This window comes from Paraburkholderia caffeinilytica, assembly GCF_051027425.1.
Classification (GTDB): Bacteria; Pseudomonadota; Gammaproteobacteria; order Burkholderiales; family Burkholderiaceae; genus Paraburkholderia; species Paraburkholderia caffeinilytica_A.
The window spans coordinates 2505603-2529774 of sequence record NZ_CP186552.1 but is presented as its reverse complement, the minus strand read 5'-3'; the positions used below and the strand labels follow the sequence as shown (position 1 = coordinate 2529774).

Annotated in this window: 21 protein-coding genes and 3 pseudogenes; 13 read left to right on the top strand and 11 right to left on the bottom strand. The window is 60.9% G+C overall.

The window, feature by feature from the left end:
• The first annotated feature begins 11 nt into the window (after positions 1-11).
• The 6 genes from ACOSV0_RS11050 (at position 12) to ACOSV0_RS11025 (ending at position 7136) form a co-directional block, all read left to right on the top strand.
• Positions 12-386, top strand: coding sequence for a hypothetical protein (locus ACOSV0_RS11050; RefSeq protein ID WP_434106222.1), 375 nt, complete (start codon positions 12-14; stop codon positions 384-386).
• The gene (locus ACOSV0_RS11045) at positions 383-2122 is read left to right on the top strand and encodes a type IV secretory system conjugative DNA transfer family protein (protein ID WP_434106220.1); all 1740 of its coding nucleotides are present in this window, start codon (positions 383-385) and stop codon (positions 2120-2122) included. The genes ACOSV0_RS11050 and ACOSV0_RS11045 overlap by 4 nt, the downstream gene beginning before the upstream one ends.
• Entirely contained in the window at positions 2119-3990 is a 1872-nt protein-coding gene (locus ACOSV0_RS11040) for a PriCT-2 domain-containing protein (protein WP_434106219.1), read from the top strand. The genes ACOSV0_RS11045 and ACOSV0_RS11040 overlap by 4 nt, the downstream gene beginning before the upstream one ends.
• 59 nt (positions 3991-4049) lie before the next feature.
• Positions 4050-5579 carry an LPD7 domain-containing protein gene (locus ACOSV0_RS11035; RefSeq protein WP_434106218.1) on the top strand — a complete coding sequence of 510 codons (1530 nt, stop codon included), beginning with the start codon at positions 4050-4052 and terminating at the stop codon, positions 5577-5579.
• Between the two features lie 104 nt (positions 5580-5683).
• Positions 5684-6121: a plasmid stabilization protein gene (locus ACOSV0_RS11030; RefSeq protein ID WP_434106217.1), complete on the top strand. Its 438-nt coding sequence runs from the start codon at positions 5684-5686 to the stop codon at positions 6119-6121.
• A 1-nt stretch (position 6122) separates the two neighbouring features.
• On the top strand, positions 6123-7136 hold the full coding sequence (locus ACOSV0_RS11025; protein ID WP_434106216.1) for a relaxase/mobilization nuclease domain-containing protein: 1014 nt from the start codon (positions 6123-6125) through the stop codon (positions 7134-7136).
• A 198-nt stretch (positions 7137-7334) separates the two neighbouring features.
• On the opposite strand, the gene ACOSV0_RS11020 is transcribed toward ACOSV0_RS11025, so the two are convergent.
• Positions 7335-7763: a hypothetical protein gene (locus ACOSV0_RS11020; RefSeq protein ID WP_434106215.1), complete on the bottom strand. Its 429-nt coding sequence runs from the start codon at positions 7761-7763 to the stop codon at positions 7335-7337.
• A gap of 1282 nt (positions 7764-9045) precedes the next feature.
• On the opposite strand from ACOSV0_RS11020, the gene ACOSV0_RS11015 reads away from it, so the two are divergent.
• The 3 genes from ACOSV0_RS11015 to ACOSV0_RS11005 all read left to right on the top strand — a co-directional run bounded on the left by ACOSV0_RS11015 (position 9046) and on the right by ACOSV0_RS11005 (position 10573).
• Positions 9046-9324: an HU family DNA-binding protein gene (locus ACOSV0_RS11015; RefSeq protein WP_434106214.1), complete on the top strand. Its 279-nt coding sequence runs from the start codon at positions 9046-9048 to the stop codon at positions 9322-9324.
• A gap of 594 nt (positions 9325-9918) precedes the next feature.
• On the top strand, positions 9919-10359 hold the full coding sequence (locus tag ACOSV0_RS11010; protein ID WP_434110246.1) for an SET domain-containing protein: 441 nt from the start codon (positions 9919-9921) through the stop codon (positions 10357-10359).
• A 19-nt stretch (positions 10360-10378) separates the two neighbouring features.
• On the top strand, positions 10379-10573 hold the full coding sequence (locus tag ACOSV0_RS11005; RefSeq protein WP_434106213.1) for a hypothetical protein: 195 nt from the start codon (positions 10379-10381) through the stop codon (positions 10571-10573).
• A 1343-nt stretch (positions 10574-11916) separates the two neighbouring features.
• Here ACOSV0_RS11005 and ACOSV0_RS11000 read toward each other — a convergent pair.
• Positions 11917-12463: pseudogene (locus ACOSV0_RS11000) on the bottom strand (recombinase family protein).
• 294 nt (positions 12464-12757) lie between these two features.
• Between ACOSV0_RS11000 and ACOSV0_RS10995 the strand changes: the two are divergent.
• Entirely contained in the window at positions 12758-13492 is a 735-nt protein-coding gene (locus ACOSV0_RS10995; protein WP_434106212.1) for an SDR family oxidoreductase, read from the top strand.
• Positions 13493-13660: 168 nt separating this feature from the next.
• Here the strand turns inward: ACOSV0_RS10995 and ACOSV0_RS10990 are convergent, their stop codons facing one another.
• Complete coding sequence (locus ACOSV0_RS10990) at positions 13661-14065, bottom strand: LysR family transcriptional regulator substrate-binding protein (RefSeq protein WP_434106211.1); 405 nt, start codon at positions 14063-14065, stop codon at positions 13661-13663.
• 63 nt (positions 14066-14128) lie between these two features.
• On the bottom strand, positions 14129-14380 hold the full coding sequence (locus tag ACOSV0_RS10985; protein ID WP_434106210.1) for a LysR family transcriptional regulator: 252 nt from the start codon (positions 14378-14380) through the stop codon (positions 14129-14131).
• An 833-nt stretch (positions 14381-15213) separates the two neighbouring features.
• Here ACOSV0_RS10985 and ACOSV0_RS10980 point away from each other — a divergent pair.
• Both ACOSV0_RS10980 and ACOSV0_RS10975 read left to right on the top strand, forming a co-directional pair.
• Positions 15214-15363: pseudogene (locus tag ACOSV0_RS10980) on the top strand (DDE-type integrase/transposase/recombinase); the annotation flags it as partial.
• Positions 15364-15861: 498 nt separating this feature from the next.
• Positions 15862-16767 (top strand): alpha/beta fold hydrolase, encoded by a 906-nt coding sequence (locus ACOSV0_RS10975; protein ID WP_434106209.1) that lies wholly within the window; start codon positions 15862-15864, stop codon positions 16765-16767.
• Positions 16768-17234: 467 nt separating this feature from the next.
• On the opposite strand, the gene ACOSV0_RS10970 is transcribed toward ACOSV0_RS10975, so the two are convergent.
• Positions 17235-17537: a hypothetical protein gene (locus ACOSV0_RS10970; RefSeq protein WP_434106208.1), complete on the bottom strand. Its 303-nt coding sequence runs from the start codon at positions 17535-17537 to the stop codon at positions 17235-17237.
• 121 nt (positions 17538-17658) lie between these two features.
• Here ACOSV0_RS10970 and ACOSV0_RS10965 point away from each other — a divergent pair, with 121 nt between their 5' ends.
• A complete protein-coding gene (locus ACOSV0_RS10965; protein WP_434106207.1) occupies positions 17659-18723 on the top strand; it encodes a zinc-binding dehydrogenase in 1065 nt (354 codons plus the stop codon).
• A 99-nt stretch (positions 18724-18822) separates the two neighbouring features.
• Here ACOSV0_RS10965 and ACOSV0_RS10960 read toward each other — a convergent pair.
• From ACOSV0_RS10960 to ACOSV0_RS10935, 6 genes and pseudogenes are all read right to left on the bottom strand, one after another.
• Positions 18823-19543: pseudogene (locus ACOSV0_RS10960) on the bottom strand (IS6 family transposase).
• A gap of 129 nt (positions 19544-19672) precedes the next feature.
• The gene (locus tag ACOSV0_RS10955) at positions 19673-21061 is read right to left on the bottom strand and encodes a hypothetical protein (RefSeq protein ID WP_434106206.1); all 1389 of its coding nucleotides are present in this window, start codon (positions 21059-21061) and stop codon (positions 19673-19675) included.
• A gap of 27 nt (positions 21062-21088) precedes the next feature.
• Positions 21089-21979, bottom strand: a complete 891-nt coding sequence (gene folD, locus ACOSV0_RS10950; RefSeq protein ID WP_434106205.1) for a bifunctional methylenetetrahydrofolate dehydrogenase/methenyltetrahydrofolate cyclohydrolase FolD — start codon at positions 21977-21979, stop codon at positions 21089-21091.
• The gene (gene purU / locus ACOSV0_RS10945; protein WP_434106204.1) at positions 21976-22839 is read right to left on the bottom strand and encodes a formyltetrahydrofolate deformylase; all 864 of its coding nucleotides are present in this window, start codon (positions 22837-22839) and stop codon (positions 21976-21978) included. The genes folD and purU overlap by 4 nt, the downstream gene beginning before the upstream one ends.
• Positions 22836-23354, bottom strand: coding sequence for a hypothetical protein (locus ACOSV0_RS10940; RefSeq protein WP_434106202.1), 519 nt, complete (start codon positions 23352-23354; stop codon positions 22836-22838). Before ACOSV0_RS10940 ends, purU begins: the two co-directional genes overlap by 4 nt.
• Before the next feature lie 7 nt (positions 23355-23361).
• Positions 23362-24132, bottom strand: coding sequence for a class II aldolase/adducin family protein (locus ACOSV0_RS10935; protein ID WP_434106201.1), 771 nt, complete (start codon positions 24130-24132; stop codon positions 23362-23364).
• Between the last annotated feature and the right edge of the window lie 40 nt (positions 24133-24172).

Here is a 24172-nt window from a genome sequence, read left to right as displayed (position 1 = left end):
AGAGAACGGTCATGGTGAAGCTATCTCCTTTCATCTCCCATCAAGTGCGAACAGCCGTCGTCACGGTGACCGTACTGGCAATCCTACTCGGAGGTTCGGCCGCCGCTCTTTGGCTGGCGTCGTTCTTCCTGTACGCGAGCCTGCGGATCAATCCCTTGCATGCCGGTCTGTGGGGGTGGCTCGACGCGGCACTCGCGAGGCACGACGGTTTGATACCGAATGACGGGCGGCGATTGGCCGGTGCGGCGCTCTTCGGCGTTCTGCTGGCGTTCGGTGGGCCGGCCTTTGGCCTGTATGCCCTGTGGGAGCGGTCCGGCCAGCGACGCCTCTATGGCAGTGCGAGGTTTGCCAGCGACGCGGAAATCCGCGATGCGGGGCTGCTATGAGCATACTCGTAAGCATGGATTCGACGCCGGCCATTGTCGTCGGTGTTTGGCGCGGGCGTTATCTGCGATTTACCGGTCAGCAGTTCGTCTTGCTGGCGGCGCCTGCGCGTTCGGGCAAGGGCGTTGGCATTGTGATCCCGAATCTGCTCAGTTTCCCCGATTCGGTGGTGGTGCTCGACGTCAAGCAGGAGAACTACGCCATTACCGCAGGTTTCAGACATGCATACGGGCAGGACGTGTATCTGTTCAACCCGTTCGCGGAAGATGGTCGCACGCATCGGTACAACCCTCTTTCGGCGATCTCGAATGGATTGTTCCGCGTTGGTGAAATTCTCGCGATTGGTTACGCCCTCTATCCGCCGGGTGGACACGACGATTTCTGGAAGGATCAGGCGAGGAACCTCTTCCTTGGCATCGTGCTGCTGCTGTGCGAGTGGCGCGATGCGCGCCGCGCTGGCAAGGGAGCGTCGACTCCGGACTATCCGGTCACGATGGGGGAGGTGTTGCGGCAGTCTTCGGGCAATGGCATGCCGGTGAAAGCTTACCTTCAGCGGGCACTCGTTCAACATCGTAGTCTGCTGACGGGATCGTGTGTCGATGCGCTGAACCGTTTCCTGTCGAACGACGAAAAGGTGCTGGCCAGCATTCTCGCGACCTTCAATGCGCCGCTGACGATCTGGGCCAATCCTATCGTCGACGCTGCGACGAGCGCCAACGACTTCGATCTGCGTGATGTGCGCAAACGCCGCATGTCGGTCTATATCGGCATCACGCCCGACCATCTGTCGGAGGCCGCGCTGCTCGTAAATCTCGTGTTCTCGCAACTCGTCAATCTCAATACGAAACAATTGCCCGAGTCTGATCCAACGCTGAAATTCCAGTGCTTGGTCCTGCTCGACGAAATGACGGCGATCGGGAAAATCCACATCATCGCGCGGGCGGTTGCCTACATGTCGGGCTATAACCTGCGCTTGCTGTCTATCGTCCAGTCGATCGCGCAACTCGAATCTGTCTACGGCCGGGCAGATGCACGCACCTTCGTCACCAATCACGCGATGCAGATTCTCTACGCGCCGCGTGAGCAGAAGGATGCGAGCGACTATTCCGAGATGCTCGGCACGTTTACCGACCAGTCACGCAGCGTCAGCCGCTCGAACGCGATCTTCGGTGGTCGCGGTGGATCGAGCGAAAGCGTGTCCGAGCAGCGCCGGCCACTCTTGCTGCCGCAGGAACTAAAGGAACTGGGGCGCGAAAAGGAAATCATCGTGCTCGAAAACACCAAGCCGATCCTGGCCGACAAGATCTGCTACTGGCGCGATCCCGAGTTCGTCTCGCGCGTGATGGCGGCACCCTCGGTGCCAGCCATGAATCTGGCGCGCTTCAGCGTCGTGGTCGAACGACGGCTGCGCGAGCTGCGGACAGACGAGATCGATCCGGAAGGCACCGGGCTCATCAATCCAGCGGCCGAGTATCTGGAAGTGTTGCAGGCATGGGATCCTCGCGATCTCCCGACGAGCCTCGGTGACATCAGTGAAGACGATGCCGTGGCGTATGTGGAGCGGCATTTCATGCTGCTTGGGGTGCCTGCCGAAAGGGTCCGGAAGGCGACCCGCCGCCTGTCGGTTGCCGATCTCGATGCGGCGGAGCTTTCCCCAGTTGAACCATCGCGACCCCGCCGGACGTCTGAGCGGGGTGTGCCCTCGCACGTTGCGCCGATCCAGGGAGGCGGTCGATGAATACACCACATGTAGATGAGGCTGCGCGTGCACGCGCAGCGCTGGCGTTGATTCCTGCGGACGATTACGGGACGTGGGTGGACATGGCGTTCGCGCTCAAGCAGGGATTCGGCGATGAGGGCTTCGAGATCTGGGATGAGTGGAGCCGCACTGCGGGTAACTATAACGAACGCGCGGCCCACACCACGTGGCGCTCAGCCGATGCCTCGGGCGGCAAGACCATTGCTTCGTTGTTCTGGCTCGCGCGCCAGTACGGTTTCGATCTGAAGCGCTCGCACTACCCGGACCGGATGGCAACTGCGCCTGTGCCTTCCACTGAAGTGCTCGAGCGCCGCACGCGCGAGGAAGAACGCAGGCGCGCCCGTCATGTCGCGGTGGCCCGCGAGGCGGACGCACTCTGGCAGTGGTCGCGCCCGGTGGGGCCGCAACATCCTTACCTGACGCGCAAGCGCCTCGATCCGGTCGAGACCTTACGTGAACTAGATGCGCAGGAGCTACGCTCGCTTCTTGGGTACGCGCCGATGAGCGAGGAAGAGCCGCTGGTGGGGCGCGTGCTGATTGTGCCGGTCTGGATCAATGCGATCTCCACGCTGGAGCTGATCGACGAGGACGGCCGGAAATCGTCGTTGGCGGGCGGCATGAAGAAGGGTGGGTATTGGACGACTGGATCGGTGCCGACACCGGACGAGGCATCCGCGCCGATCCTGATCGGTGAGGGTATGGCGACGGCTCTGTCCACATACCGTGCGACGGGCTGGTTTGCAGCAGCGGCACTTTCGAGTGGGAACCTGGGCCAGGTGGCCGCCTGCTTGCGCGAGCGGTTTCCCGATAGCGATCTGATAGTGCTTGGCGAACTGGGGCGGGGTGACGCGGATGCGCGGCGGGCGGCAGAAGGCTCAATGGCGCATCTGGCCTGGCCGGTATTTGCCAAAGACACGCGTATCAACGGGAAGCTGCCGAACGATTTCAGCGACATGGCGATACTGTCGGGCTTCGATGCCGTGAGCAACCATCTGCGTGAAGTGGCCTTACAGTCCCTTTGGAGAGCGAACAGATTGCGGGATACGGGTGTCGTGTCCGACGTGCAGGTGAGTGAGATGGATGAACGGATTGAGGAGGGAGAAATGGGTCGCTCTAAAGAGAACACGGTGGACGACACCGAAGGCAGTCATCGTCATCAGTCATCGGAGCACAGCGTGCCGAAACAGGCGGTGCCCGAATCTACTGAGCCGTCTGCGTCCGATGGGCCGACTGTGCCGGTCGTCCCCACGGCCGCGGAATCTCTGGGCACCGACTCTTCTGCGAAGACTCCATCCCCTGCCGCCCCGCCACGGTTTGCGCCGACGCGTGCGCCGGTCGGCGAGCCATTGTTTGGATTGGCTGACGTTCCCAATGAGATGAAGGCACTGGCTGCGCAACGGTTCGGCATACCGCTCAGGATGGGAACGCCGCGCGAGAACGGCGGGCCGTACCGTGGTGAAGTGTTCAACACCGAGCACTACCTGATCCAGGAGGTCGCGACGCGCAGCGTCGTGTTCCACCGGAAGGACCAGATGGCGTTCATCTCCGAGCGTCTGAAATGGATGGACGGGAACGCACGGTTGAACGGCTCCGAGGTGCAGGTCGGGTATGACGGCGATCGACCGAAGGTCTATCCGTGGGATCGTGCGCGCGATCTGCTGGAACGGACGGTCGGTTCGCTGAAGAAGTCTGCACGTGAACTGAATTTCAGTCCGAATCTCGAGACGATGCTCGATCAGATGCAGGCGAGATCGTGGGCACGGATTAGAGAGGCACGCGCCGCTGCACTGGAGAAGTCGAAGGAACACACATCGTCGCTTGAACCGGCTGCAGACCCTGATCGGTAGCCTATCGCGGTCGCGGTGTTCATTTGCAAAACCTGCCCTGAACAGTATGAGGTTGCATCATGTCACAGACATCTTCGGCGCAGTATTCTGATCCGGTTATCAATGTGATCGAGGAGGATGCGCCGGGCGTGAGTAACGCCGCAGCTCCGTCGAGCGGTAATGGCCGTGATGAGGCATTGAATTCGGCCGCAATGGAAGCGTTGTCGGCACGGCGTCGACGAGAGTTCGATGCGGCGCGGACGAGGCTGCGTGATCAGGCGATTCGCGTCGACGCCGGGGCATTGCGGCAACCCGGAGTAAGAGCGGTCGCTGATGTGCCGCTGCGGCATACCGGTACGGGCCGGGTGCCGATCGAACACCCACCGGAGCGTGTCCGCAAACGGTATCTGCGCGCGGGCAACCAGTACTTCCTGAAGGAGGCACCGTATCAGCTCGCTTTCGAGGATCTGGGGCCATACCTTGTTACCGAGCACAACCGGCCGGACGTGGTGGAGTCGATGGTCGATATGGCGCATGCCAAATCGTGGCAACGCATCCGCGTTTCAGGACACGAGGTGTTCCGTAGCGAGGTGTGGCTGCAGGCCACACTGCTCGGGATCGAGGTGAGCGGCTACGAGCCAAAGGCGGCGGATCTGGCTCGCCTCGCCGACGCCCGGCAGGCGCGGCTGAACAATCGCATTGAAGCTGGTCTGAAGGTAGAGCCAACAGCTGTCGCTGGCTCCAGAGGGAGCGCAGATGAACGTTATGCAGAGTCGCCATCGTCGCAGGCGCGTGCGCGCGCCGCTTCGGATGACGCTCCTGCTGGGCCTGCGCGTAAGGAGAGCCCAGCTCTGCCGCCTGTTTCGGTAAGCCGGAATACTACGAATGACGAGCCGGACGCGCCACGGCGGTACATCGGGGAACTGCGCGAACATGGAGGCGCGCCGTATCAGCACAACCCCGCGCGCAGCGACTCTTACTACGTGGTGTTCCGCGACGAGGCGGGCGCCGATCATGTGGTGTGGGGCGTGGATCTCGAGCGCGCTGTTCTTGAATCGCAGGCCGCGATCGGACAGCAGGTGACGCTAGAAAACCTCGGCAAGCGCCTCGTGACGGTCAAGGTGCCGATTCTGGACGGTGACGGTCTCGTGGTGGGCGAGGAAGAGAAAGACGTGCACCGGAACACGTGGCAGGTGGATGTCGTGCAGCGTGGACGAGTGGCTTCTCAGGCTACGTCGCGATCCGAAACGCCATCAGGTGATGCGGCTCAACCTTATGCCGACCAGCGTCTACAGCCCGCCTCAGGGCCTGTGCCGCAGCGTAGTCGTGGCGCGCAGCGGGGGGATGACGAGCGCGTGCTGCACCTGGCTGTCCTGACAGCTGCGATGCGGGAACAGGGTTTTAGCGAACGTTCCATTTCCCGTGTGCAGCGGCACGCCGCACGCATGCTGGACGCTTTCGGGAAGGAGGATGTCCCAGTGCCGCCACCGAAGGTCTTCGATGCAAAGGCGCCTTCGGGCCGCGATCGTCGGATGCGCGCGGCGGCTGAGCGTGCGCCCGCTCGCGAAGTCGAACGGGCGCCGGCTGACCCTGCGATGCCAGCACGTTAGGGTGTGGCGTGAGAGCCCGTGAGCGGTTATGTGTCGAGCTGGGTGCAGTGAGACCACGCTGGGATGCCTGGTGTGCGCGCCGTGGTGTGACGGCTGGCGAGGGCGTGCGGCAGTTGATTGCTGCCGCAGTCAACGCAGAGCCCCGCGATCGACCTGTTGGGATCGAATCTGCACTCACCAAATCGATAGTCGGAGAGTCGCGTAGTCGGATCGAAATTCGGTTGACCGTCGCAGAGCGGAACGCCGTGGCGTTGCGCGCGGCAGCGTGGGGCCTGAACAGCAATCGGTGGATCGTGGCGCTGGTCCGCACGCAGCTGACGCGGGAGCCGCAGTTGGGAGGGCGGGAACTGCTTTTGCTGTCGGTGTCGAACCAGCAACTCGCTGTCATCGGCCGGTTGTTGGGGCAGCTTGCGCGCGGTGGTGGAGCGGCGCTCACCTGCCAAAAGTTGGCTGATTTTGGGGGCATCCGGGAACAAATTGACACGCATTTGCGAGCTGTCACGGGTGTGATTCGCGCGAATCTCGACCGATGGGGCCCGTAGCATGCCGTATCCAAAAATTTACGTCGAGGCGATGCTCCTGAACTGGGGTGATCGTTTATTTCACGAGCCGTTCAGGCATGCGAGGTCATCTCGGCTTTCACGAGTGGGCATTCGGGACGAGGCAGCGCGCATGCGCGGCCAACTGGCCCGAACGCTGAAGCGTACCCCGGAGGTGATGGTCAAGATCACCAACAAGGCGTCTAGTGCGCAGGGAATCGGCGCTGTGCGTCGGCATCTTCGTTACATCTCGCGTAACGGCCAGGTCGATCTGGAAGATCAAAACGGCGACAAAATCTCCGGCGTTGATGCGCTGCGCGACCTCACGAAAACTTGGCAGCTCGGCGGATGGGGGATACCGGACACCAGCACTCGCCGCGAAGTATTCAATATCCTTCTATCGATGCCGCCAGGAACGAACCGGCAGGCCGTACGCGATGCGGCGCGTGATTTTGCGGCGCTAGAGTTTGGCGATGGACGCGCGTATGTCTTTGCTGCGCACGATGATGAGGCCCATCCGCATGTGCATTTGAGTGTGCAGGTGCGGGGACCGGACGGGCGTCGGTTGAATCCACGTCACAAGGATCTTCAGCGGTGGCGTGAGTACTTCGCCGAGCAACTTCGGGCGCATGGTGTTGACGCGAACGCCACCTCTCGGCGAACCCGCGGCGCCACACAAAGGTATCCCAAACCTGCGGTCGTGCACATGATGGAGCGCGGCGAGACGCCGAGTTTCTGGCGGGCCGTCCCGATCGACGCGCAGCGCGAGGTGGGTTGGGTTGCACACCGCGGGGTGTTTGCCGCATGGCGTGAGATGGCCTTTGTGATGGCGGGATCCAGTGCGCGTGAGGATCGTGAGCTGGCGGTTGATATGGCTGATTTCGTTGGTGCCATGCCGGTACAGCGGGACAGGCCTGCAGCGGAACGAGAGCGAATTACCGGACCGGTTCGACCGGATTGCACGGTACGGGGAAGCGATGGTCGCTCGAAGGATGTCGGGCCGGATGCGGAACGCTGATCGGCTGAGACGATGAAGGACATCCGGCGTACGGTCAGAGGCGCAGACAGCACCGCTTCGCATAGGGAACTCATCCTCTTCGGCTGGAACGGGGCAGATGACCCGTGGGTATTGTTCCAATGCGTGGTGCGTGGTGCGTGGTGCGTGGAGAGCGGGACGGCGCGATAAAGCGCGCTGGTGCGGAAGGCTAACCGCCGCTTAGCGATCGACGAGCCACGCCGGCCCAGCTTTGAAGGATGCGAAAAGCACAATTGCCATAGCAATCAGGAGGAGCGGGAGGCTATAGAGTGCCACGGGAAAGAACAACGCCAGCTGCAATACCGAACCACCTAGTCCGTGGACAAGGTCCGTTTCACGGATGTTTTCATAGACCATCCAGACAATGGGGGCGACGCTTAAAACGACGAGAACGAGTCCATCAATAATGGAAGCATGATCGCGTACGCCGCTTGCATAGAAATAGAATCCCAGCCACATGAGGTTGATCGCGAGTGCCGCCAGCCAGAATGCGCGAAGCGTGAAAAAGCGATGTCCAAAACGGCGACGGCAGTGGCGGCTGAATAGCTGGATACATTTCATAAGGCCAATCAAGGTGCCTACGGTAACGGCACATTTCAGGATTTCCACTATCTCACTCCTCGATCGTTGGACTGTGGAGATATGCGGACGACTGCCGATGAAGGGCGTGATTCGGTGCACGCTGTCCTTGCGTTGCTTTTTATCCAATATAGACGGTCGGGTTGGCTCGGACAAAGGCAGTTTGTATCAGTCGCGAAGACGATGGGCATTGCGAAAACGCTGCTGGGGGCTGCCTGAGTGTCGTTATCGACGCACAACAAAGTCTCTACCAATCGGTGACGGTTCGCTCGGTCATGAGCGCACCGGGAAAACCGTGACGCTGAAACAATTGTGCGGATGTGACATTGGCTTTTCGGCTTCGCGCTGATCCAGACGATTAAGAGCCTTGAGAGGCTACGGGCGCCAGCCGTAAGATCCCCGCGGGACTCGCGCGGGCCACATGGGTTGCGGTGACATGCGGGTTATCACCGTTCAGATACGCCATTAAACGCAACTCTGATACGTCGAGTTATCAGGGTTATAAGCGTGCAAAAAAATGGCCCGCATCTTCGCGGACCCGGTTCTGGCGGAGCAAGGACGGGCGGCCAGTCTCCCGCCAGCCCCGCCTTGCCCCGTTTTGCGGTCGCATGTCGTTAGCACGGACCACATATACATCATAGTCACTGCACCGACACGTGTCGGGGTTTTGCAGCAGCGCCGCGGGCAGGCGCCGACTCCACGCATTCCTTAGGGCGAGGCCTTGCGAAGTATTAGAAATTGAGAAAAACGCAAAAAATGGTGTAAATGAAGGCTCGGAAAGTTGCAGCTATCCGACCCTTCGTTTCTGGGCACTGGCCCCAATTCGACCTTTTTCGTTCGGGTATAGCTTACGTCTTTGCGATGGGCGTATCTCACCTGATGACTCACAGGCAATGGCGCGCAACCGGACCCGGTTGTAGGCGGAGAAGTCTGTGGGCGCGTGACCGGACTGGCGCGATGTGACCAAAAGGTCACGCGACACGCGAGGTCCAGGCAGCAGAAGACGCGGTAGGCCCACCAAGGCGTGTCGGAATGTCGACGGCCTGCGCCGGTCGGAGACTTTGGCGGATCGCTGAGGCTTCGGCACAGAACCATGGACACTGACCTCTTTCGGCAAGCGGTTCAGTCTTTGCACGTGCAAAGTCTCCCAACATGTATCAGCGGCCGGGCATTGGACACGACATCAATTCTGGGCCGGCATCGGTTGGGCGATCTGGCGTGGGTGAACCGGTGCGACGGAGGGCCGATTGCGCAAAGCGGCACGGATCGGGTAGGGTGGCGACATCTTCACAACCTCAACAGGGAAAACGGAATGAACAAGCAGGAACTGGTGGATGCTGTCGCCGCGAAGACTGGCGACAGCAAGGTCGCCACGGGCGAGATGATCGACGCGGTGATCGAGGCCATCACGGGCGAACTGACGAAGGGCAAAACGGTACAGCTGATTGGATTCGGCTCGTTCTCGACGGGGGCGCGCGCCGCACGGGTCGGCCGGAATCCAGCAACCGGCGCCGAGATCCAGATTCCGGCCGCGAAGACGGTGAAGTTCACGGCAGGCAAGGCGTTCAAGGATGCGGTGCAAGGCGCCTGAAACCGAGGCAGGCGGTCGGTCAGATTGCTGCTGACGGCATCCCGGTCGAATCGCCGCGACCGGTGCGCGGCGGTGGCAGTGGAACGTAGTGATCAGGCAGGGGGCCTGGACCGAGGTCGGCTGGCCTGGTAGCATGGGTTGCGAGATGTCGCGGTGCGTTGCGGCCTCTGCGTTTCACTGCCTGTCTATTTAGATAACCGTATGGAAATGAATCGAGCACGGCGGCGGCAAAACACGTGCCCCACCACCGGCGCGTTGTTGCGTTACCGGACGCGCATCGTGCGTGTCATCGGGGAAGTCCGTGGGCAGCGCGCAACGAACGAATCGCTCGACACCACAGGCAGGACCTTCGTGAGCACAGTGAAGTGGGCCAGCCTGCGGGAGTTGGGTAATCAGCCTTTCTGGATCGGGCCTGCGTCGCAGGGGCGACCGGCGCGCATCCCTGACTGTCGCGGATTAGAGCTTCCTGACGCCCCGGATACAAATGCGGCCGCCAGGCCGCGGAACGTGGTGGTAACCGTAGGTTCCTTCCATCAATCGCGATTGAAATTAGCCGCTTTATACTTCCACATCTACCATACTCAGGGCAACAGAATGCGTCGCGTGATCGTCCGGAGATCGCCAGTGCACGGCAACGGTGTATTTGCGATGCGCCCGCTTGCAGCGGGCGAGCGCGTGCTGGAGTACAAAGGTGAAATCACGACCTGGCGGGACGCGTTGCGCCGGCACCGGCGTGAAGGCGTCGCGGGACACACCTTTCTGTTCGGCCTGTCGGACGGACGCGTCATTGATGGCAGCCGGGACGGCAACAGTGCCCGCTGGCTGAACCACGCCTGTGCGCCGAACTGTGAAACCATTGAGGATGATGGTCGGATTTTCATTCACACGCTCCGACCGATCCACGTGGGCGAAGAACTGTTCATTGATTATCTGCTGGCTACCGACGATCCTTCAGATCAAGAGGTTCGGGCCCAATACGCGTGTGCCTGCTCGGCTGCGGATTGTCGTCGGTCGATGCTGGCCGACGCGACCTGAAGAGGGGGCGGAGGAGCTAGTGGGCAGCATCACTATCCCGAAAATCGCCGAGAGCCCGAAGCGGGAGAATGATGGATTTGTCCGGCTCGGCGTGGATTTGGTTTTCCATCTCGATGTGCTGAAGCTATGGATGCCAAAGGCAGCAGTATCCGACGGTGCTTCTGGCGCAAACACGAAGAAACAGATGTCGCTGGAGCTTGACGATTGGTGGTGACCTCGACGCCGGGGCGTATCTCTACAGATGCAGGGGAGCAGCTTTATGCAGAAACGGAAGTTCGCATGAAAGCGAGCAGGGGGAGCGAGTCTACCGGAACTGCTGGACTGGCCTGAACTGGCACTGACGAGGGCGCCCGCTAGCATGTCCGTCTTTCGGGCGCTGTCGGATCTGAATCGGCGGCTCGGCTCGACCGGCGAGAAAACTGCTGCACGGACCAGTCGGTCCACGTCCCCGCAACGTCGGCGCTAAACCGCCGTCGAATCTTTGCCACTGTTTTCGTGAGCATTGCCCGGGCGCGCAATTGGCACGTCCAACTGAATCGGCTAGGAACATCGAGCGGTTTTCGAAAATTTCTGGTTTGTCGACGTCGTGCGGAGTTCGGCCCAATGATCGCCCCGACGTCGGTCTCGATGTCGCCGAGACAGGCACGGACCAGTTCGCTCACGCGCAGGGCGGCCGCATACGGGATGTCCACGAAACTCCGGCGTTGCGCCGCCGGCGACTCCTGGCCATAAGACAATTCAAGTCTGCGGCAATGGCGTGGACGGGCGTCCACTCGCCCTCTGCAAAAGTGTGGGATGTGTCGAGCACGGTTGCGAGACGGGTTCCGCGCACCTTGACGCCAGCGAATGGATTGGCCAGCAGAAAACGCTGCTTCATCAGCCAGCGGAGCATCTGGCCACGTACCGACACCGTGTAGGCGGCTGTGCGCGCAGCACATTCTCTGCCATCAGGCTGGGCGGGGGGGCTTGTATCCCCGAACTGTTGCGTATGGTCCATGCACGCAAAAAAACGCCTGGCATTGCCGGGCAAAAGGCTCGCGAATTCGAAGCAACTGTTGATGTTCGTTAATTCTGCTAGCCATGTTCACGGCTTTCGCTAGCGAAAGAAGGGCAGCAGCCCGCTCCCGATAAGCCTAGAAGGCCAGATTGCCGGTTTTGCCACCCGTTGCGTTTCAGCAACGGGCGAACGGCTGTGTGTCCGCCAATTTTTCTAGCGCGTTCAACGTGTCCTTTAATTCCGCTAATGCGGCTGCTGAGCGACGCAACAGGGTAAACCGGGTAAGGGCAGCGGCGGACGGAAATATCGACACTTGTTCCTGCGATCATACGGTGCCGCTGGCATCCGGGCGCAGACGAAAAGCAGCGTACTGCAGGGCACTATAGGAGTTACCCGGCGGTCTTCTTGGGGTCGTCTCAGAATTCGGAAAAAATCGCGTGCTAAGCTACTTGCGCGTGGGCGTAGCTGTGATCTTCCGCGATAAATGCTGGGAAATCTCCAGCGCTATTTGACTCATAACGTCAGATCGGCTCTGCCTTTTGCCTTACTCGCATGATGGATTACCGCGTTGTGCCGTAATTGCGCGCGAACTGAGAGATGGATTCGCCCGCTGCCAACCGCTGTATGACTTCGGCCTGCTGCATAGCCGTCAACGCCGGAGGGCGTCCCATCACCGTTCCTTCTGCACGGGCGCGCACGATCCCGGCGTGAGTGCGTTCGATCAGCAAGTCACGCTTGAACTCTGCAACCGCGATGAGAACGCCCATCGTCATCTTCCCGGCGGTACTTGTTAGATCCACGCCTCCAAGCGCGAGGCAATGGACGCGAACGTCATCAATCGCGAGGCGCTCTACCGGCGAGCGTACGTCCATCGCGTTGCGGCCGAGGCGATCAAGCTTTGTGACAATGAGCACATCGCCGGGTTCAAGTCGGTTCAGCAGGCGAGCGAATTGTGGACGCTCGCTGGCCGTGACGCTGCCGCTAATGTTTTCGGTGACGATGCGTCGCGTTATCTAACGCAAAGCCTGCGGCCGCTATTTCGCGTACCTGGTTTTCGGTGTTTTGATCTGCGGTGCTGACGCGGGCATAAATGAAATTTCGCGACATCCGGCTCTCCAATGTGTACGAAACCAACGTACGACTATTGAATACCGTTCGATACTGCGAAACACTTACTTTCGTACATACGTGGCGGGGGCTGTACCGAACCTATCGGTTTCGTACATGTGTGTGAGGCCCAGTTCGGCCGAGACGGAATGTACGAATGCTTTGAGCAATGCTCTACCAACCGATGCGTTGCATCGGAAACACCGATGCAACGATCAAAAATTCCTGCTGGTGCGCGAAAGTGTGTCGCGCCAACATAGCTCACTTTAAGTATGGGTTTGAAGGAAGGTGAGCATGGGTAACAGTCTCGAAGGACAACAGATCGTGGTCGTTGGCAGCAACTCGGGCATGGGGTTAGCACTCTGCGCGCAGCTGATGAAAATGCGCTGTGAGGTTCTGATCGTCGGCCGATCAAAAGACAAGCTCGAAGCGGCACGCGAGCAGCTGTGCGAATTCGGCAAGCCACGTCTGCACCAGGCCGATGTGACGCGCGAAGAGGAGGTGCGGCGTCTTTTCGAGGAGGCGGGGACGGTGGACCACTTGGTTTGCACTGCCGCCGACGTCCGCGGCGCATACGAGTTGCTACCGCTACTCGAGTTGGATGCGCTGGATCGCGCAATCCGCTCGAAGGTCGTCGCGCCGATCCTGCTGGCCAAGCACGGCGCGCAGCGAATGCCGGCTCACGGCTCGATCACGCTGACTTCCGGCATCGCGGCCTACCGACCGAGACCGAAGGGTATCGCTGTGGCGGCAATCAATGCTGCACTAGAAGGCGCCGTGCGCGCGATGGCCGTCGAGCTCGCGCCGTTGCGGATCAACGCAGTATCGCCGGGCTGGGTACACACACCGATCTGGAACAACGTCGCCGGCGCAGACAGTGAAAGGCTATTGGCCTCGATGGCGGAGCGACTGCCGGTGGGCAGGATTGGAACTGGCGACGACATTGCCGATGCCATTGTCTTCCTACTTGGTAACGGCTACACGACCGGCACGGTTCTTCACGTCGACGGTGAACATCGGCTCGTCTGATCTTGCTACGGCGAGACGAATCATCTCGATAAATGCTGCCATGTGGCGCGTTGGCTCTCGACCGACGGTGAGAAGACAGATGGGTAGACCATCGCCAATCGTTGACAGCGCGCGCAACTCGACACGCAGCGCCGTTTCAGCGGTGTCCACGGCCATCCTCGGCAGGATCTATACACCGAGGCCCGCGGACACCATCTGTACCAAGGCTTGCACGCTGTCGGCCACGCCGCGGATACAAGGGCGCACGGGGGCTTCCTGCAACAGGGCATCTAGGTATTCGCGATACCGGCAGCCCTCCATGGTGACGATTAACGGGAATGCCGCCAGCGCATCGGGCTTTACGTCAGCGGCCCTACTGAGTGGATGGCCTGGGGGCATCACGACAACTGGCATGTCCCGTGCGACGAGGTCGGCCTGAAGGTTGGCGTCGTTCGCCGGCCATCCGTGCACCAGATCGAGGGCGGCTGTCCCGCCGAGCACCGCCTGAGCGGTCGCTGAGGAGTTTCTTTCCCGAATCTCGACCCGGGTTCTTGGATGCAGCTCGACAAAGCGGTTGAGCACCGGAATAAGCAAGCAGGTGCGCAAGGTTTGCGGTGCTGCGACGCGGATCGTGCCCCCTTTCTCGTCGAGATTGTCTCAAACCACCCGGAAGGTATTGTCGGCCATTGCGAGCAACTCGCGTGCACGACCTGCCAGCCTTTCGCCGGCCGCAGTGAGCATCAGGCGGTTGTTTTTGCGAATGAACAGCGGCTGCCCGACACTCTGCTTGAGTGCCCGTACCTGTTCCGTAACGCTTGGTTGCGACAGGTGTACCTGTTTGGCAGCTCTCGTAAAGCTCAAGGTCTCGGCTGCCGCGAGGAAGATTTTCAGTTGCCGTAGCTGGAACATGTAGGTCGGGAAGGCGGTTCGCTGACTCAGCTAGCCAGAGGCCAAGGCCGAAGCAGTGAATTCTTCGCCCCATGCAAGACCACAGCGTCAAACAGATGGCCGCCAAAAAGTTTATCAAATTTAACGTCAACGGGCCATTCGATGACCGCTTTCCGCAGTCAAGCAGAAATCACCGAAGTCACCCGAAATCCGTTCTAGGCTTTCTGACGGATGCTCTTTGCTGCCGTCCTTCCGCCTCAACCTCGACAAGTTGACAAAGCCATGTTCACTGATGCGAGTTCGCACCACGGCCGGTCACGTTTCCATGCATTCCGGATGGCAACGCGCCCAGCCTTGCGGCATCGACTCCTTGCTGTAGGAAAATGCCCCGGAATCTGCATCATTAATCTCACCGGGTCAACGCTCGCATCACCCTCACGCACTCATCCACTCAGCTTCATCATCGTCCGGTGCCCGGCCAACGCGGGTGGCGCGCGCTGGATGACCTCGGTGGCCATTCAATGCCCATACAGGCGACCGCCTGCGGAGCGGTTCAGCACAAACGATTTTTTGTTTATCGGTCGAGGGATGACTTCGCCGGTTCGACTCATGCATCCGAAGCCGCGACCGATAAACAAAAAATCCTCTGCAAAATGTGATCGACCACATTTGTTGCGGGAAATCGGCAAGCTGCGTTCGATGTGGCGGGAGCCGGAAACGTGATTATGGTTGCCGGATTGCGGGCAATCGCGAAAGCGATGGAATCACCGCCGGCGCCTACCGGTGCGCGCGCCAGTTCTCGACCCAACCGGGGAGGAGGGGTAGGGAAATAGCTCGATTACGCCCTGTCTCTTACTCCACTATCGACGTGGCAGCGCTGGCTCTACGTGGCGTTCGTGATTGACGTGTTCGCCCGACGCATCGTCGGCTGGTGCGTCAACTCGTCGATGACCACGGACTTCGTTCTGGATACACTTGAACAGGTGCTGTACGCTCGCCGGCCGCGCTCTCGTTCTCGTAGTCACTCATCTGCCGATCCGGTTATTTTACGAAATTCGACTGTATGAAATGCGCAGTCAGTGATCAATCATAGAGCGTCACACCGTTGATTGAGTGCCGTGTCGGTTTTCGCCGCGCGACCGTTGACTAATGCGGGCTTTGAAGCGAAGTCCGTCAGTCGGCTCCGCAATGAAAGGAGGGCTTCCACCTCGAAAACAATGGCAGACAATGAGAGATGGAATGGACTAATCCCATCGAATGCGACTACTGCGATGCTTCGCGTGTCCATCTTGACTGTCCAAAACAATTCGGCAAGACTCTAACGAACATTGGCAAGCTGGTCACTATGTCCCAAACATGCAGAGGCCGAGAATTGCATCATGGTGAATGCCTGAGTGCATTCCATGAGCGCCAGGAATGGGATAAACCGACGCACGCTGCGTTGACCGTTTAATCTCGCTACACCATCTGTGATGGCATCGGGTTAACTGGAGTAAATCGGAATGCAAAGAATTCAAAGCGGTCCATCCGTCTCAACAGCTGACCTGGCGACCGTTCGGTACAAGACCGTCGATGTGGGTGGAATCAACATCTTTTACCGGGAAGCGGGTTCCCAGGATGCGCCAGTATTGTTGCTTCTGCACGGCTATCCGTCGTCTTCGCGCATGTTCGAGCCGTTGCTGCCGCTACTGGCGAAGGACTATCGGCTCATTGCCCCTGATTACCCGGGCTTCGGGCTCTCCGAGGCTCCTGACCGTTCGGTCTGGCCATACACGTTCGACCACCTCGCACAAACGGTATTGGATTTTTCGGATGCGCTGGGCCTGGAGCGGTACAGCATGTACCTGCAGGACTACGGCGGCCCGATCGGCTTCCGGGTGGCGCTTGCCAGGCCCGGGCGCGTGCAGGCGCTGATCGTCCAAAACGCCGTCCTCCACGAAGAAGGCCTTACTCCAGTGTGGAATCTGCGTCGCGCGTATTGGGCCGATCGTACTCAATACGAGCGTGAGGTCCGCGAAAGCATGTACTCGGTACAGTCGGGCGTGGGGCGGCACGTGGGAGGTCGTCCGGACCCTGAGCGCTTCAATCCCGACCTCTGGATGGACGAGCTTGCCTTCCTAAGGCGCCCCGGCATGGATGCCATTCAACTCGACCTCGTCTACGACTACCAGACGAACGTTACGGCATACCCCAGGTGGCAGGCGTACCTGCGCGACCACCGCCCGCCGGCCTTGGTGGTGTGGGGTATCCACGACCCGATCTTCTCGATCGAAGGCGCGAAAGCTGTCCTGCAAGAGCAACCGGATGCGGAGATCCGGTTGCTGGAGGCCGGACATTTCGCGATTAACGACCGGCCGTTAGAGATCGCACATTATATTTCCACGTTTTTGATGCGTGCTGTCCAGTGACTGCTATACCACGCACACGGTTGACCGGTAGTTGGCAGGGCTGCGTACGCACTTCACAGCGACTGCAACCTATCGCTTGATCTGGCGTGTCAAAGCCAGCTTCAGATGCCGTCCCGTGGGTAAAGTCGAAATCCTTGGGGCGGGCCCATGTGTTTCGCCAAGCATTTTGGGGTGACCATCACAATATGGACTTTCGTACGATAGCGGCATCGCACCGTCAATGAAATGAAAGACGTATCGTTCGCTCATGACGGAAATCGGATGCCATTTCACGGACTAGACCGCATCCTTGTCCGGTGAGGCTTAGTGGGTAACTGGCGTGCGTTTTAGTCCGAATCATTAAGGCGCCCCATTAAAGGGCGAAATCTTGCGGAGTAGAGAGGGGAGGGTGGATTGAAGCGCGAAATTCGTGTGGACTGCGTAGTGATGAAAATAGCGTTTCGTGGCAGACTCCCCGTGTCACGTCGCTATGCCGCCCCCGCGGCAGGCCCAAGCCGACAGCCCGCTTTGGCCGCGACGGCTGTTAGCGCGTCCCGCAACCAGACGATAGTCGGGGCAGCCCAATTACGTGGATGCCACGCGGCGAACAGCGTGAAACTGCGCGCATCGAACGGCAGTTCGAATATGTCGAGTCGGTCGCTGTAGCGCTGGGCTAGCCGGGCAATCTGCGTCGGCTGCAGGCGTTCCGCAGCGCGTGTGACATTGGATTCGGTGAGCAACGCGTCGAGCGACACGAGTAGATGCAGGTCGATGCCACGAAGATCAATCATGGTGATAGGTCGCATATCAGTATTTGGTCAGTAATTGATTTCCAGAATACGTAGCCCGCGGCTAGAGTTCAACCCACTCCAACTCAACCTGAGGGACGAAAGATGAAAGCCTGGATACTCTATGAGCCCGGCAAGCCGCTTGCGCTGCGCGACGTCGCCGAACCCGCGCCGCGGCGCAGTGGTGGTCCGAATGGAAGCGGTGCCGCTGCTCAGCTACATGCGCACGTATATCGAAGGCAAGCTGCCATATTCGTATCCTCCGGGGCCGTTCACGCCAGGGACGAACGGCATCGGCCGCGTTGCGGCGATCGGCGAGGGCGTAGTGGCGTTTCGCGTGGGCCAGCGCGTTGCGGTGAATCCGTACTGGCTCGCGAACGAAGCGGTGCGCGAGCCCGCTCAGGTGCTGATAGGCCTGACCGGCGTCAGTGCCGACAGCGCGCCGATGCTCGCCGAATTCCCGCACGGCACGCTGCGCGAACTGGCCGAATTTCCGGCGTCGACGCTGATTGCACTCGACGGGCTCGACAGCTTGACGTCCGAACGTCTCGCGGTGCTCGGCAAGTTCGCGGTGCCGTTCGGCGGCCTGCGGCGCGGGCGGCTGGCGGCGGGGGAGACGGTCGTCGTGAACGGCGCTACTGGCTATTTCGGTTCGGCCGCGATGCTCGCCGCGCTGGCGATGGGCGCGAGCCGGGTGGTCGCGCTCGGCCGGCATTTCGAACCGTTGCAGGCGCTCGTCGAACTGGGGCGAGGCCGGGTCGTGCCGGTCGTGTTGTCGGGCGACGCCGGGCAGGATGTGGAGGCGATCCGGACAGCCGCCGGCGGCGGCGCGGATCTCGCGTTCGACATGGTCGGCAACGCGGAGGATGCGAATGCCACGCTTGCGACGCTCAGAAGTCTGCGCCGCGCGGGCCGACTGGTGCTGATGGGCAGCATGCTGGTGGATCTGCCGATTCCCTATCGCCAGATGCTGCAGAACAATTGGGAGTTGATCGGCCACTTCATGTACACGCCGGCCGACTATCTGGCGCTCGTTGCGCTGGTGGCCTCGCGTCAGTTGCCACTGGAGGCGGTCGAGCTGAAGCCATATCCGTTTGCCGCGCTCGAAGCAGCCATCGACGAAGCCGGCCGCATGCAAGGGCTGCAATGCACGGTAGCCTGCACGGAGTCGGCGGAGGCATGGGATTGAGATCCGCCCGGGAGCTCGGTGAAAGCGTGCTCTACGGTTTCGTCGGTTCTGGTGCAAACAGCTGCTGAAGCTGAGACATCCTCAATACATAAGGATGCGCTATTTATTGAACAGGACAGCATTCCAGACCGCGGGTGCAGCAATATCCTTGAGTCCGAGAGTGCGGAGATTGAACTGACCCTTGCGGATGTGGTGCATCAACTCGATGCCTGAAATCGTGATCCGGGCACACCGGAATCGTTTGAATCCACGCATCACGTTCGTTCTGGACTTGATGTTTCGATGATCCTGTTCGATCACGTTATTCAGATACTTCGAGGAGCGCACTTCCATTCCCTCAGGCAGCAGAGCGTCAGCGATCACCTCCCGAACGGCCCGGTGCGAGGCGGCATACCCATCGAGCGTGATCGTCTCCGGTGGCTGGCCCGGATGTTTGATGGCCTTGCTGAAAAAGGCTTTGGCCGCGCTCACATCGCGCTTCGCCCTGAGCATGAAGTCCACTGTCTGGCCGGCCCGATCTACCGCCCGGTAGAGATAGACCCACTTGCCGCGAATCTTCAGATAGGTCTCGTCAACACGCCATGACCGGCCTGTGGGTATGCCAAACCGGTTTCAGCGCTTGGCGAACTCCGGCGTAAAGCGCTTTACCCAACGCATGATCGTGGTGTGTGCCAGCGACAATCCCCACTCGGCCATCATCTCGACCAGATCGCGCAGACTGAGCTTGTAGCGAAGGTACCAGCGCACACACAGAACAATGATCTCCCGATCAAAGAGGCCGACCTTCGAACAACCCCTCCAGACCCTTCCCCTTGTTCATCACCGCCCACCAGATTGATTGGATCGCTACTCTAACCGGTCCAATGAGCCTATTTGCACCAGAACCGTATGTGGGAGGGGGTAGCCTAAGGGCTACCCCCCTGTCCCGGTTAGCAGGGCGTCAACGAAGTCACGCGAGCCGCGGAATGTCCGACACGTCGCGCAGTCCGTTCGGGATGGCGTCGTGATACGGACAACGTGCCACCGTGACGCGGATTTCCTTCTGCGGCTTGTCCGGTGTGCCCCACAGTAGCGTCAGTTCGCGGCTTTCGACGGCGTGCGCCGAATCGATGAAGGCCAGAGAGAGCATGCGCCGCGAATGATAGTCGACGGTGCGCCCAGTGCTAATGCCAATCGCGCGGCCGTCGGCCGCCATCACCCGGTCGGCGCGGTAGATCAAACCCCTGCCGGGCTGGCCCATGCTGAGCGCGAAGTCCTGATAGTACAGGTCGATCGGTCGGTCGATTTCCTCGCAGGGTTCGATGTCGCGGCCCATCAGCTGGGTGGCGTAGACGGCGGCCACGTCCTCGGCGTTCCATTCGAGTGTCACGACGGTGCGAGGCGGCTGCTCGGCCTGCGCTGCGAGGGCCTCGCGGCCGATGAAGGCTTCGGGCTTCTTGAGGTTGACGAGGTTGCCCCAGCCCACGTCGTAGGGCGTCACGAAACGCACGTCGAGCTCGGCCCCGACACTGCCTCGCAGCTGGCGGTGCACGCTGAAGCTGGCCTGCGCCGGGCGCTGCATCAGGAAGTCGGTCAAGCCAGCGAAGCGTCCCTGTTCGGATTCGAACCAAGGCAGCGGGTAGTGGATGAAGATGTTGGGAAATCCGCCCGGCGTGTGGTTCGGCCCGGCGTAGGCATGCATGCCCAGCTTCTTCGCGCCGAGCGCCTTGCCGGCCTCCCAGATCTTGCTGTAGACCTCGTCGAAATCGGCGATCGGGCCGTGCACCTCGTAGCCGAGGCCACCCGACATGCCTAGACGGAGCACCCGCATATCCTTGTCGCCGATCTTTGTCATGCGATGGCGCGCAAAGTCGATGTCGTGCAGGTCGTGGCCGCAGGCGCGTTCGAGGATTTCCAGCGAACGTTCGCCGTCAACCTGGATGAAATATTCGGTGAAGCTGACGTCCTCGCCGTGCACGTCCAGGCCGCTGGTCTCGACCAGGAACTCGATCGGCGGGTTCAGCCAGTAGGTACGGTAGTGCTGCTCGCCCAGCTTCATCACTACGCCATCGGTCATGATCTGGCCGCGCTCGTTGCAGATCACCGCATGGCGCACGCCGTTTTCGCCGAGCTTGGTGAAGTCGTTGATACACACCGAGTTAAGAAACTTGATCGCGTCGGGGCCCTTGATGTCGTAGATCGGCGAGATCATCAGCTGTGTGCCGATCCAGGCGGCATCCCGGCAGGCGGCCGCCTCGACACGCACGCCGTCAAACTCGTAGGGCAGTACCAGTCCCGGCCCCATCGGGAACAGGAGGGTGGCGCCTTCGAACAGGGGGCTGTTCAGTTGGGGAAACATGAGGGTGATCCTTTTCTTGTGGCCAGGTCAGGCCAGGTTCGGAAGGGGCAGGTTGGCGCGCTGGTGCGCGGCCTGCAGCGTGTTGCACAACAGCACGGCGATCGTCATCGGCCCGACGCCGCCGGGCACGGGTGTGATCGCACCGGCGACCGCTACTGCCGACGCGAAGTCGACATCGCCGACGAGCCGGTTGCGGCCTTCCGCGTCCGGCTGCAGGCGGTTGATGCCTACATCGATCACGGTGGCGCCCGGCTTGAGCCAGTCGCCCGGAATCGCCTGCGGCCGGCCGATCGCCACGACCACGATGTCGGCCCGCCGTAGCACGGCGGCGAGGTCGCCGGTGCGCGAGTGCGCCACCGTCACGGTGCAGTGTTCGGCAAGGAGCAGTTGCGCCATCGGCTTACCGACGATGTTCGAGCGGCCCACGACCACCGCGTCTAGCCCGGCCAACGGACCGAGCCGGTCCTTCAGTAGCATTAGGCAGCCCAGCGGCGTGCAGGGCACGAAGCCGCTAGCGCCGGTGGCCAGCCGGCCGGCGTTGACGACGTGAAAGCCGTCGACGTCCTTCTCAGGCGAGACCACGGCGAGCACTGCCGCTTCGTCGATGTGGGGGGGCAGTGGCAGTTGCACCAGGATACCGTCCACTGCGGGGTCGGTGTTGAGGTGCTCGACGAGGGCGCACAGGTCGGCCTGCGATGTTTGTACCGGCAGCCGGTGTTCGACGCCGTGCAGGCCGGCCTCTTTGCAGGCGCGGGCCTTACTGCGCACGTAGAGGTCGCTGGCCGGGTCGTCGCCGACCAACACCACCGCGAGGCCGACCGGGCGCCCCGTCTGCACCGTGAAGCGCGCAGCCGCGTCGGATGCCCGTTGGCGCAGCCCGGCCGCGAAGGCCTTGCCGTCAATCAGAGAGGCGCTCATTCCGGGAACACCACCGTCTTGCTGCCGTTCAGGATCACCCGGTCTTCCAGGTGGTAACGCACGGCGCGGGCCAGCACGCGGCGCTCAATGTCGCGGCCCTTGCGCACCAGCACGTCGGGCTGGTCGCGGTGGCTGATGCGCTCGACGTCCTGCTCGATGATCTGGCCTTCGTCAAGGTCGGCGGTGACGTAGTGGGCGGTCGCGCCGATCAACTTGACGCCGCGTTCGTGCGCCTGGTGGTAAGGTTTGGCGCCCTTGAAGCCAGGCAGGAAGCTGTGATGGATGTTGATGCAACGACCAGCCAGCTGGCGCGATAGATCGTCGGAGAGGATCTGCATGTAGCGCGCCAACACCACCAGCTCCGTGCCGGTTTCGCGTATCACGTTCATCACCCGGGCCTCCTGCTCGGGTTTGCGGTCCTTCTCCACCGGGAGGTGGTGGAAAGGGATGGCGTCAAGCTCGAGGTGGGCGTAGGTGTCCCTCGGATGGTTGGACACCAGTCCCACGATCTCCATCGGCAGCTCGCCGGTGCGCCAGCGGTACAGCAGGTCGGCAAGGCAGTGGTCCTGCTTCGAGGCCAGCAGCAGCACGCGGCGGCGCCGACGCAGGTCGTGCACTGAGATGTCCATGCCGAACTCGGCCACCACCGGCGCCATCAGCTGGCGCACTCCGTCCTCGTCGCAGGCCGCGTCCCGGCTGAAGACCACGCGGACGAAGAAGCGGTCGGTGCCCTGGTCGTCGAACTGCTGCGAGTCCTCGATATTAAAGCCGGCCTGGAACAGCGCGCCGGTCATCGCGGCTACGATGCCGGGCCGGTTATCGCAGGCTAGGCGCATCACGAAATTGGGAGGAGTGTTCATCTGGGGATATCTTGCGGTTCAGAGGGATTTAGGTGATTGTCCTGCTTGTAGGGGCCCCGGGCACCTGTGGCGCGGATCGTGGTCTGCGGCGTGCCGGGACTGCCCCAGACGATCTCGACCTGGCTGCCCGGCGTCGCCTCGGTGTGGTCGATGAAGGCCAGCGCGAGCACCTCGCGGAAGTACAGGCTGATTGGCATTCCTACTCCGACTGATGTCCAGCCTGTATGGTGCGCCGAGGCGGGGGGCGAATCACCTGCCAAAGGATAGGAGTCCGATCGTCCTCCTAGCCCCACCCGGGCTTTCGCGACGAACGGCTGCGGCACGCGTTGGGCCGTGCCGTAGTCGACCATCCAGCCCGGGCACTGCGGCGCCGGGCGACCGGCCGCGTCAAGCCGGCCCAGCTCGGCCGCGTCGAGAGAGAGCTGCGCGGCGTACAGGTTGTCGCGCAGTTGTTCGGGAGTGCGGGCGCCGACGATCACGCTGGTGACATTGCCCAGAGGTATGCAAAATCTCATATAACCGTTAGCCTAGAAGACTCGCGAGAGTTACCCCGGCTCTACGGGCCGCAGCTTCAAATACCTTGTTGTAAAGGTCGCCCTCTGGATCAGTGGATTTCCCCTCGTTAATGGATACCTCGCAAGCCTCTTTCGTCAACGGAATGTTGAACCCCGGTATGCTGGCGGCAGCGACCTGAACGTCGCATGCTCGTTGCAGCACGTACATCATGTAATACGCGTTAGCAATATCAGTTTGGGCGACGAGCAACCCGTGATTGCGCAAGATCAGGCAGGACCTGTCGCCGAGATTCTCGACCAGTCTCTTCTGCTCATCGTCACGTACCGTTACCCCCTCAAAGTCATGGTACGCGACGCGACCGTACAGGAAGGAAGCGTAGAAGTTGTCAAAAGCGAGACCATTTTCCTTGCATGCAACGGCAATACCGCTTGTCGTATGGGTATGAACGACGCAGTGCGCATCAGGGCGTGCGCGATGTATAGCACTGTGAATCACGAATCCAGCGCGGTTCACTGGCCAGTTGCTTCCGTCGAGCACATTGCCGTCTGCGTCGATCTTCACGAGGTTCCGCGCCGTGACTTCATTGTAATTAAGCCCGAACGGATTGATCAGGAATTGGCCGTCAGAGACGCGCACAGTGATATGGTTGAAAATCTCGTCGGTCCACCCGTTGAAGTGATAGACACGATAAAAGGCCGCCAGTTGCAGCCGAAGGGACCATTCGTGGAGCTCCACGGTTGCAGGGCAAGTCTTGAGAAGGTCTTCACTGTCAAACATGAAATTCTCCGGTAGGGGTAAGCAATTAATGACGGCGGGA

Coding starts and splice junctions, on each gene's coding strand:
- ACOSV0_RS11050 (WP_434106222.1), top strand. CDS start 12: ATGGTGAAGCTATCTCCTTTCATCTCCCATCAAGTGCGAACAGCCGTC.
- ACOSV0_RS11045 (WP_434106220.1), top strand. CDS start 383: ATGAGCATACTCGTAAGCATGGATTCGACGCCGGCCATTGTCGTCGGT.
- ACOSV0_RS11040 (WP_434106219.1), top strand. CDS start 2,119: ATGAATACACCACATGTAGATGAGGCTGCGCGTGCACGCGCAGCGCTG.
- ACOSV0_RS11035 (WP_434106218.1), top strand. CDS start 4,050: ATGTCACAGACATCTTCGGCGCAGTATTCTGATCCGGTTATCAATGTG.
- ACOSV0_RS11025 (WP_434106216.1), top strand. CDS start 6,123: ATGCCGTATCCAAAAATTTACGTCGAGGCGATGCTCCTGAACTGGGGT.
- ACOSV0_RS11015 (WP_434106214.1), top strand. CDS start 9,046: ATGAACAAGCAGGAACTGGTGGATGCTGTCGCCGCGAAGACTGGCGAC.
- ACOSV0_RS11010 (WP_434110246.1), top strand. CDS start 9,919: ATGCGTCGCGTGATCGTCCGGAGATCGCCAGTGCACGGCAACGGTGTA.
- ACOSV0_RS10995 (WP_434106212.1), top strand. CDS start 12,758: ATGGGTAACAGTCTCGAAGGACAACAGATCGTGGTCGTTGGCAGCAAC.
- ACOSV0_RS10985 (WP_434106210.1), bottom strand. CDS start 14,380: ATGTTCCAGCTACGGCAACTGAAAATCTTCCTCGCGGCAGCCGAGACC.
- ACOSV0_RS10975 (WP_434106209.1), top strand. CDS start 15,862: ATGCAAAGAATTCAAAGCGGTCCATCCGTCTCAACAGCTGACCTGGCG.
- ACOSV0_RS10970 (WP_434106208.1), bottom strand. CDS start 17,537: ATGATTGATCTTCGTGGCATCGACCTGCATCTACTCGTGTCGCTCGAC.
- ACOSV0_RS10965 (WP_434106207.1), top strand. CDS start 17,659: ATGAGCCCGGCAAGCCGCTTGCGCTGCGCGACGTCGCCGAACCCGCGC.
- ACOSV0_RS10955 (WP_434106206.1), bottom strand. CDS start 21,061: ATGTTTCCCCAACTGAACAGCCCCCTGTTCGAAGGCGCCACCCTCCTG.
- folD (WP_434106205.1), bottom strand. CDS start 21,979: ATGAGCGCCTCTCTGATTGACGGCAAGGCCTTCGCGGCCGGGCTGCGC.
- purU (WP_434106204.1), bottom strand. CDS start 22,839: ATGAACACTCCTCCCAATTTCGTGATGCGCCTAGCCTGCGATAACCGG.
- ACOSV0_RS10940 (WP_434106202.1), bottom strand. CDS start 23,354: ATGAGATTTTGCATACCTCTGGGCAATGTCACCAGCGTGATCGTCGGC.
- ACOSV0_RS10935 (WP_434106201.1), bottom strand. CDS start 24,132: ATGTTTGACAGTGAAGACCTTCTCAAGACTTGCCCTGCAACCGTGGAG.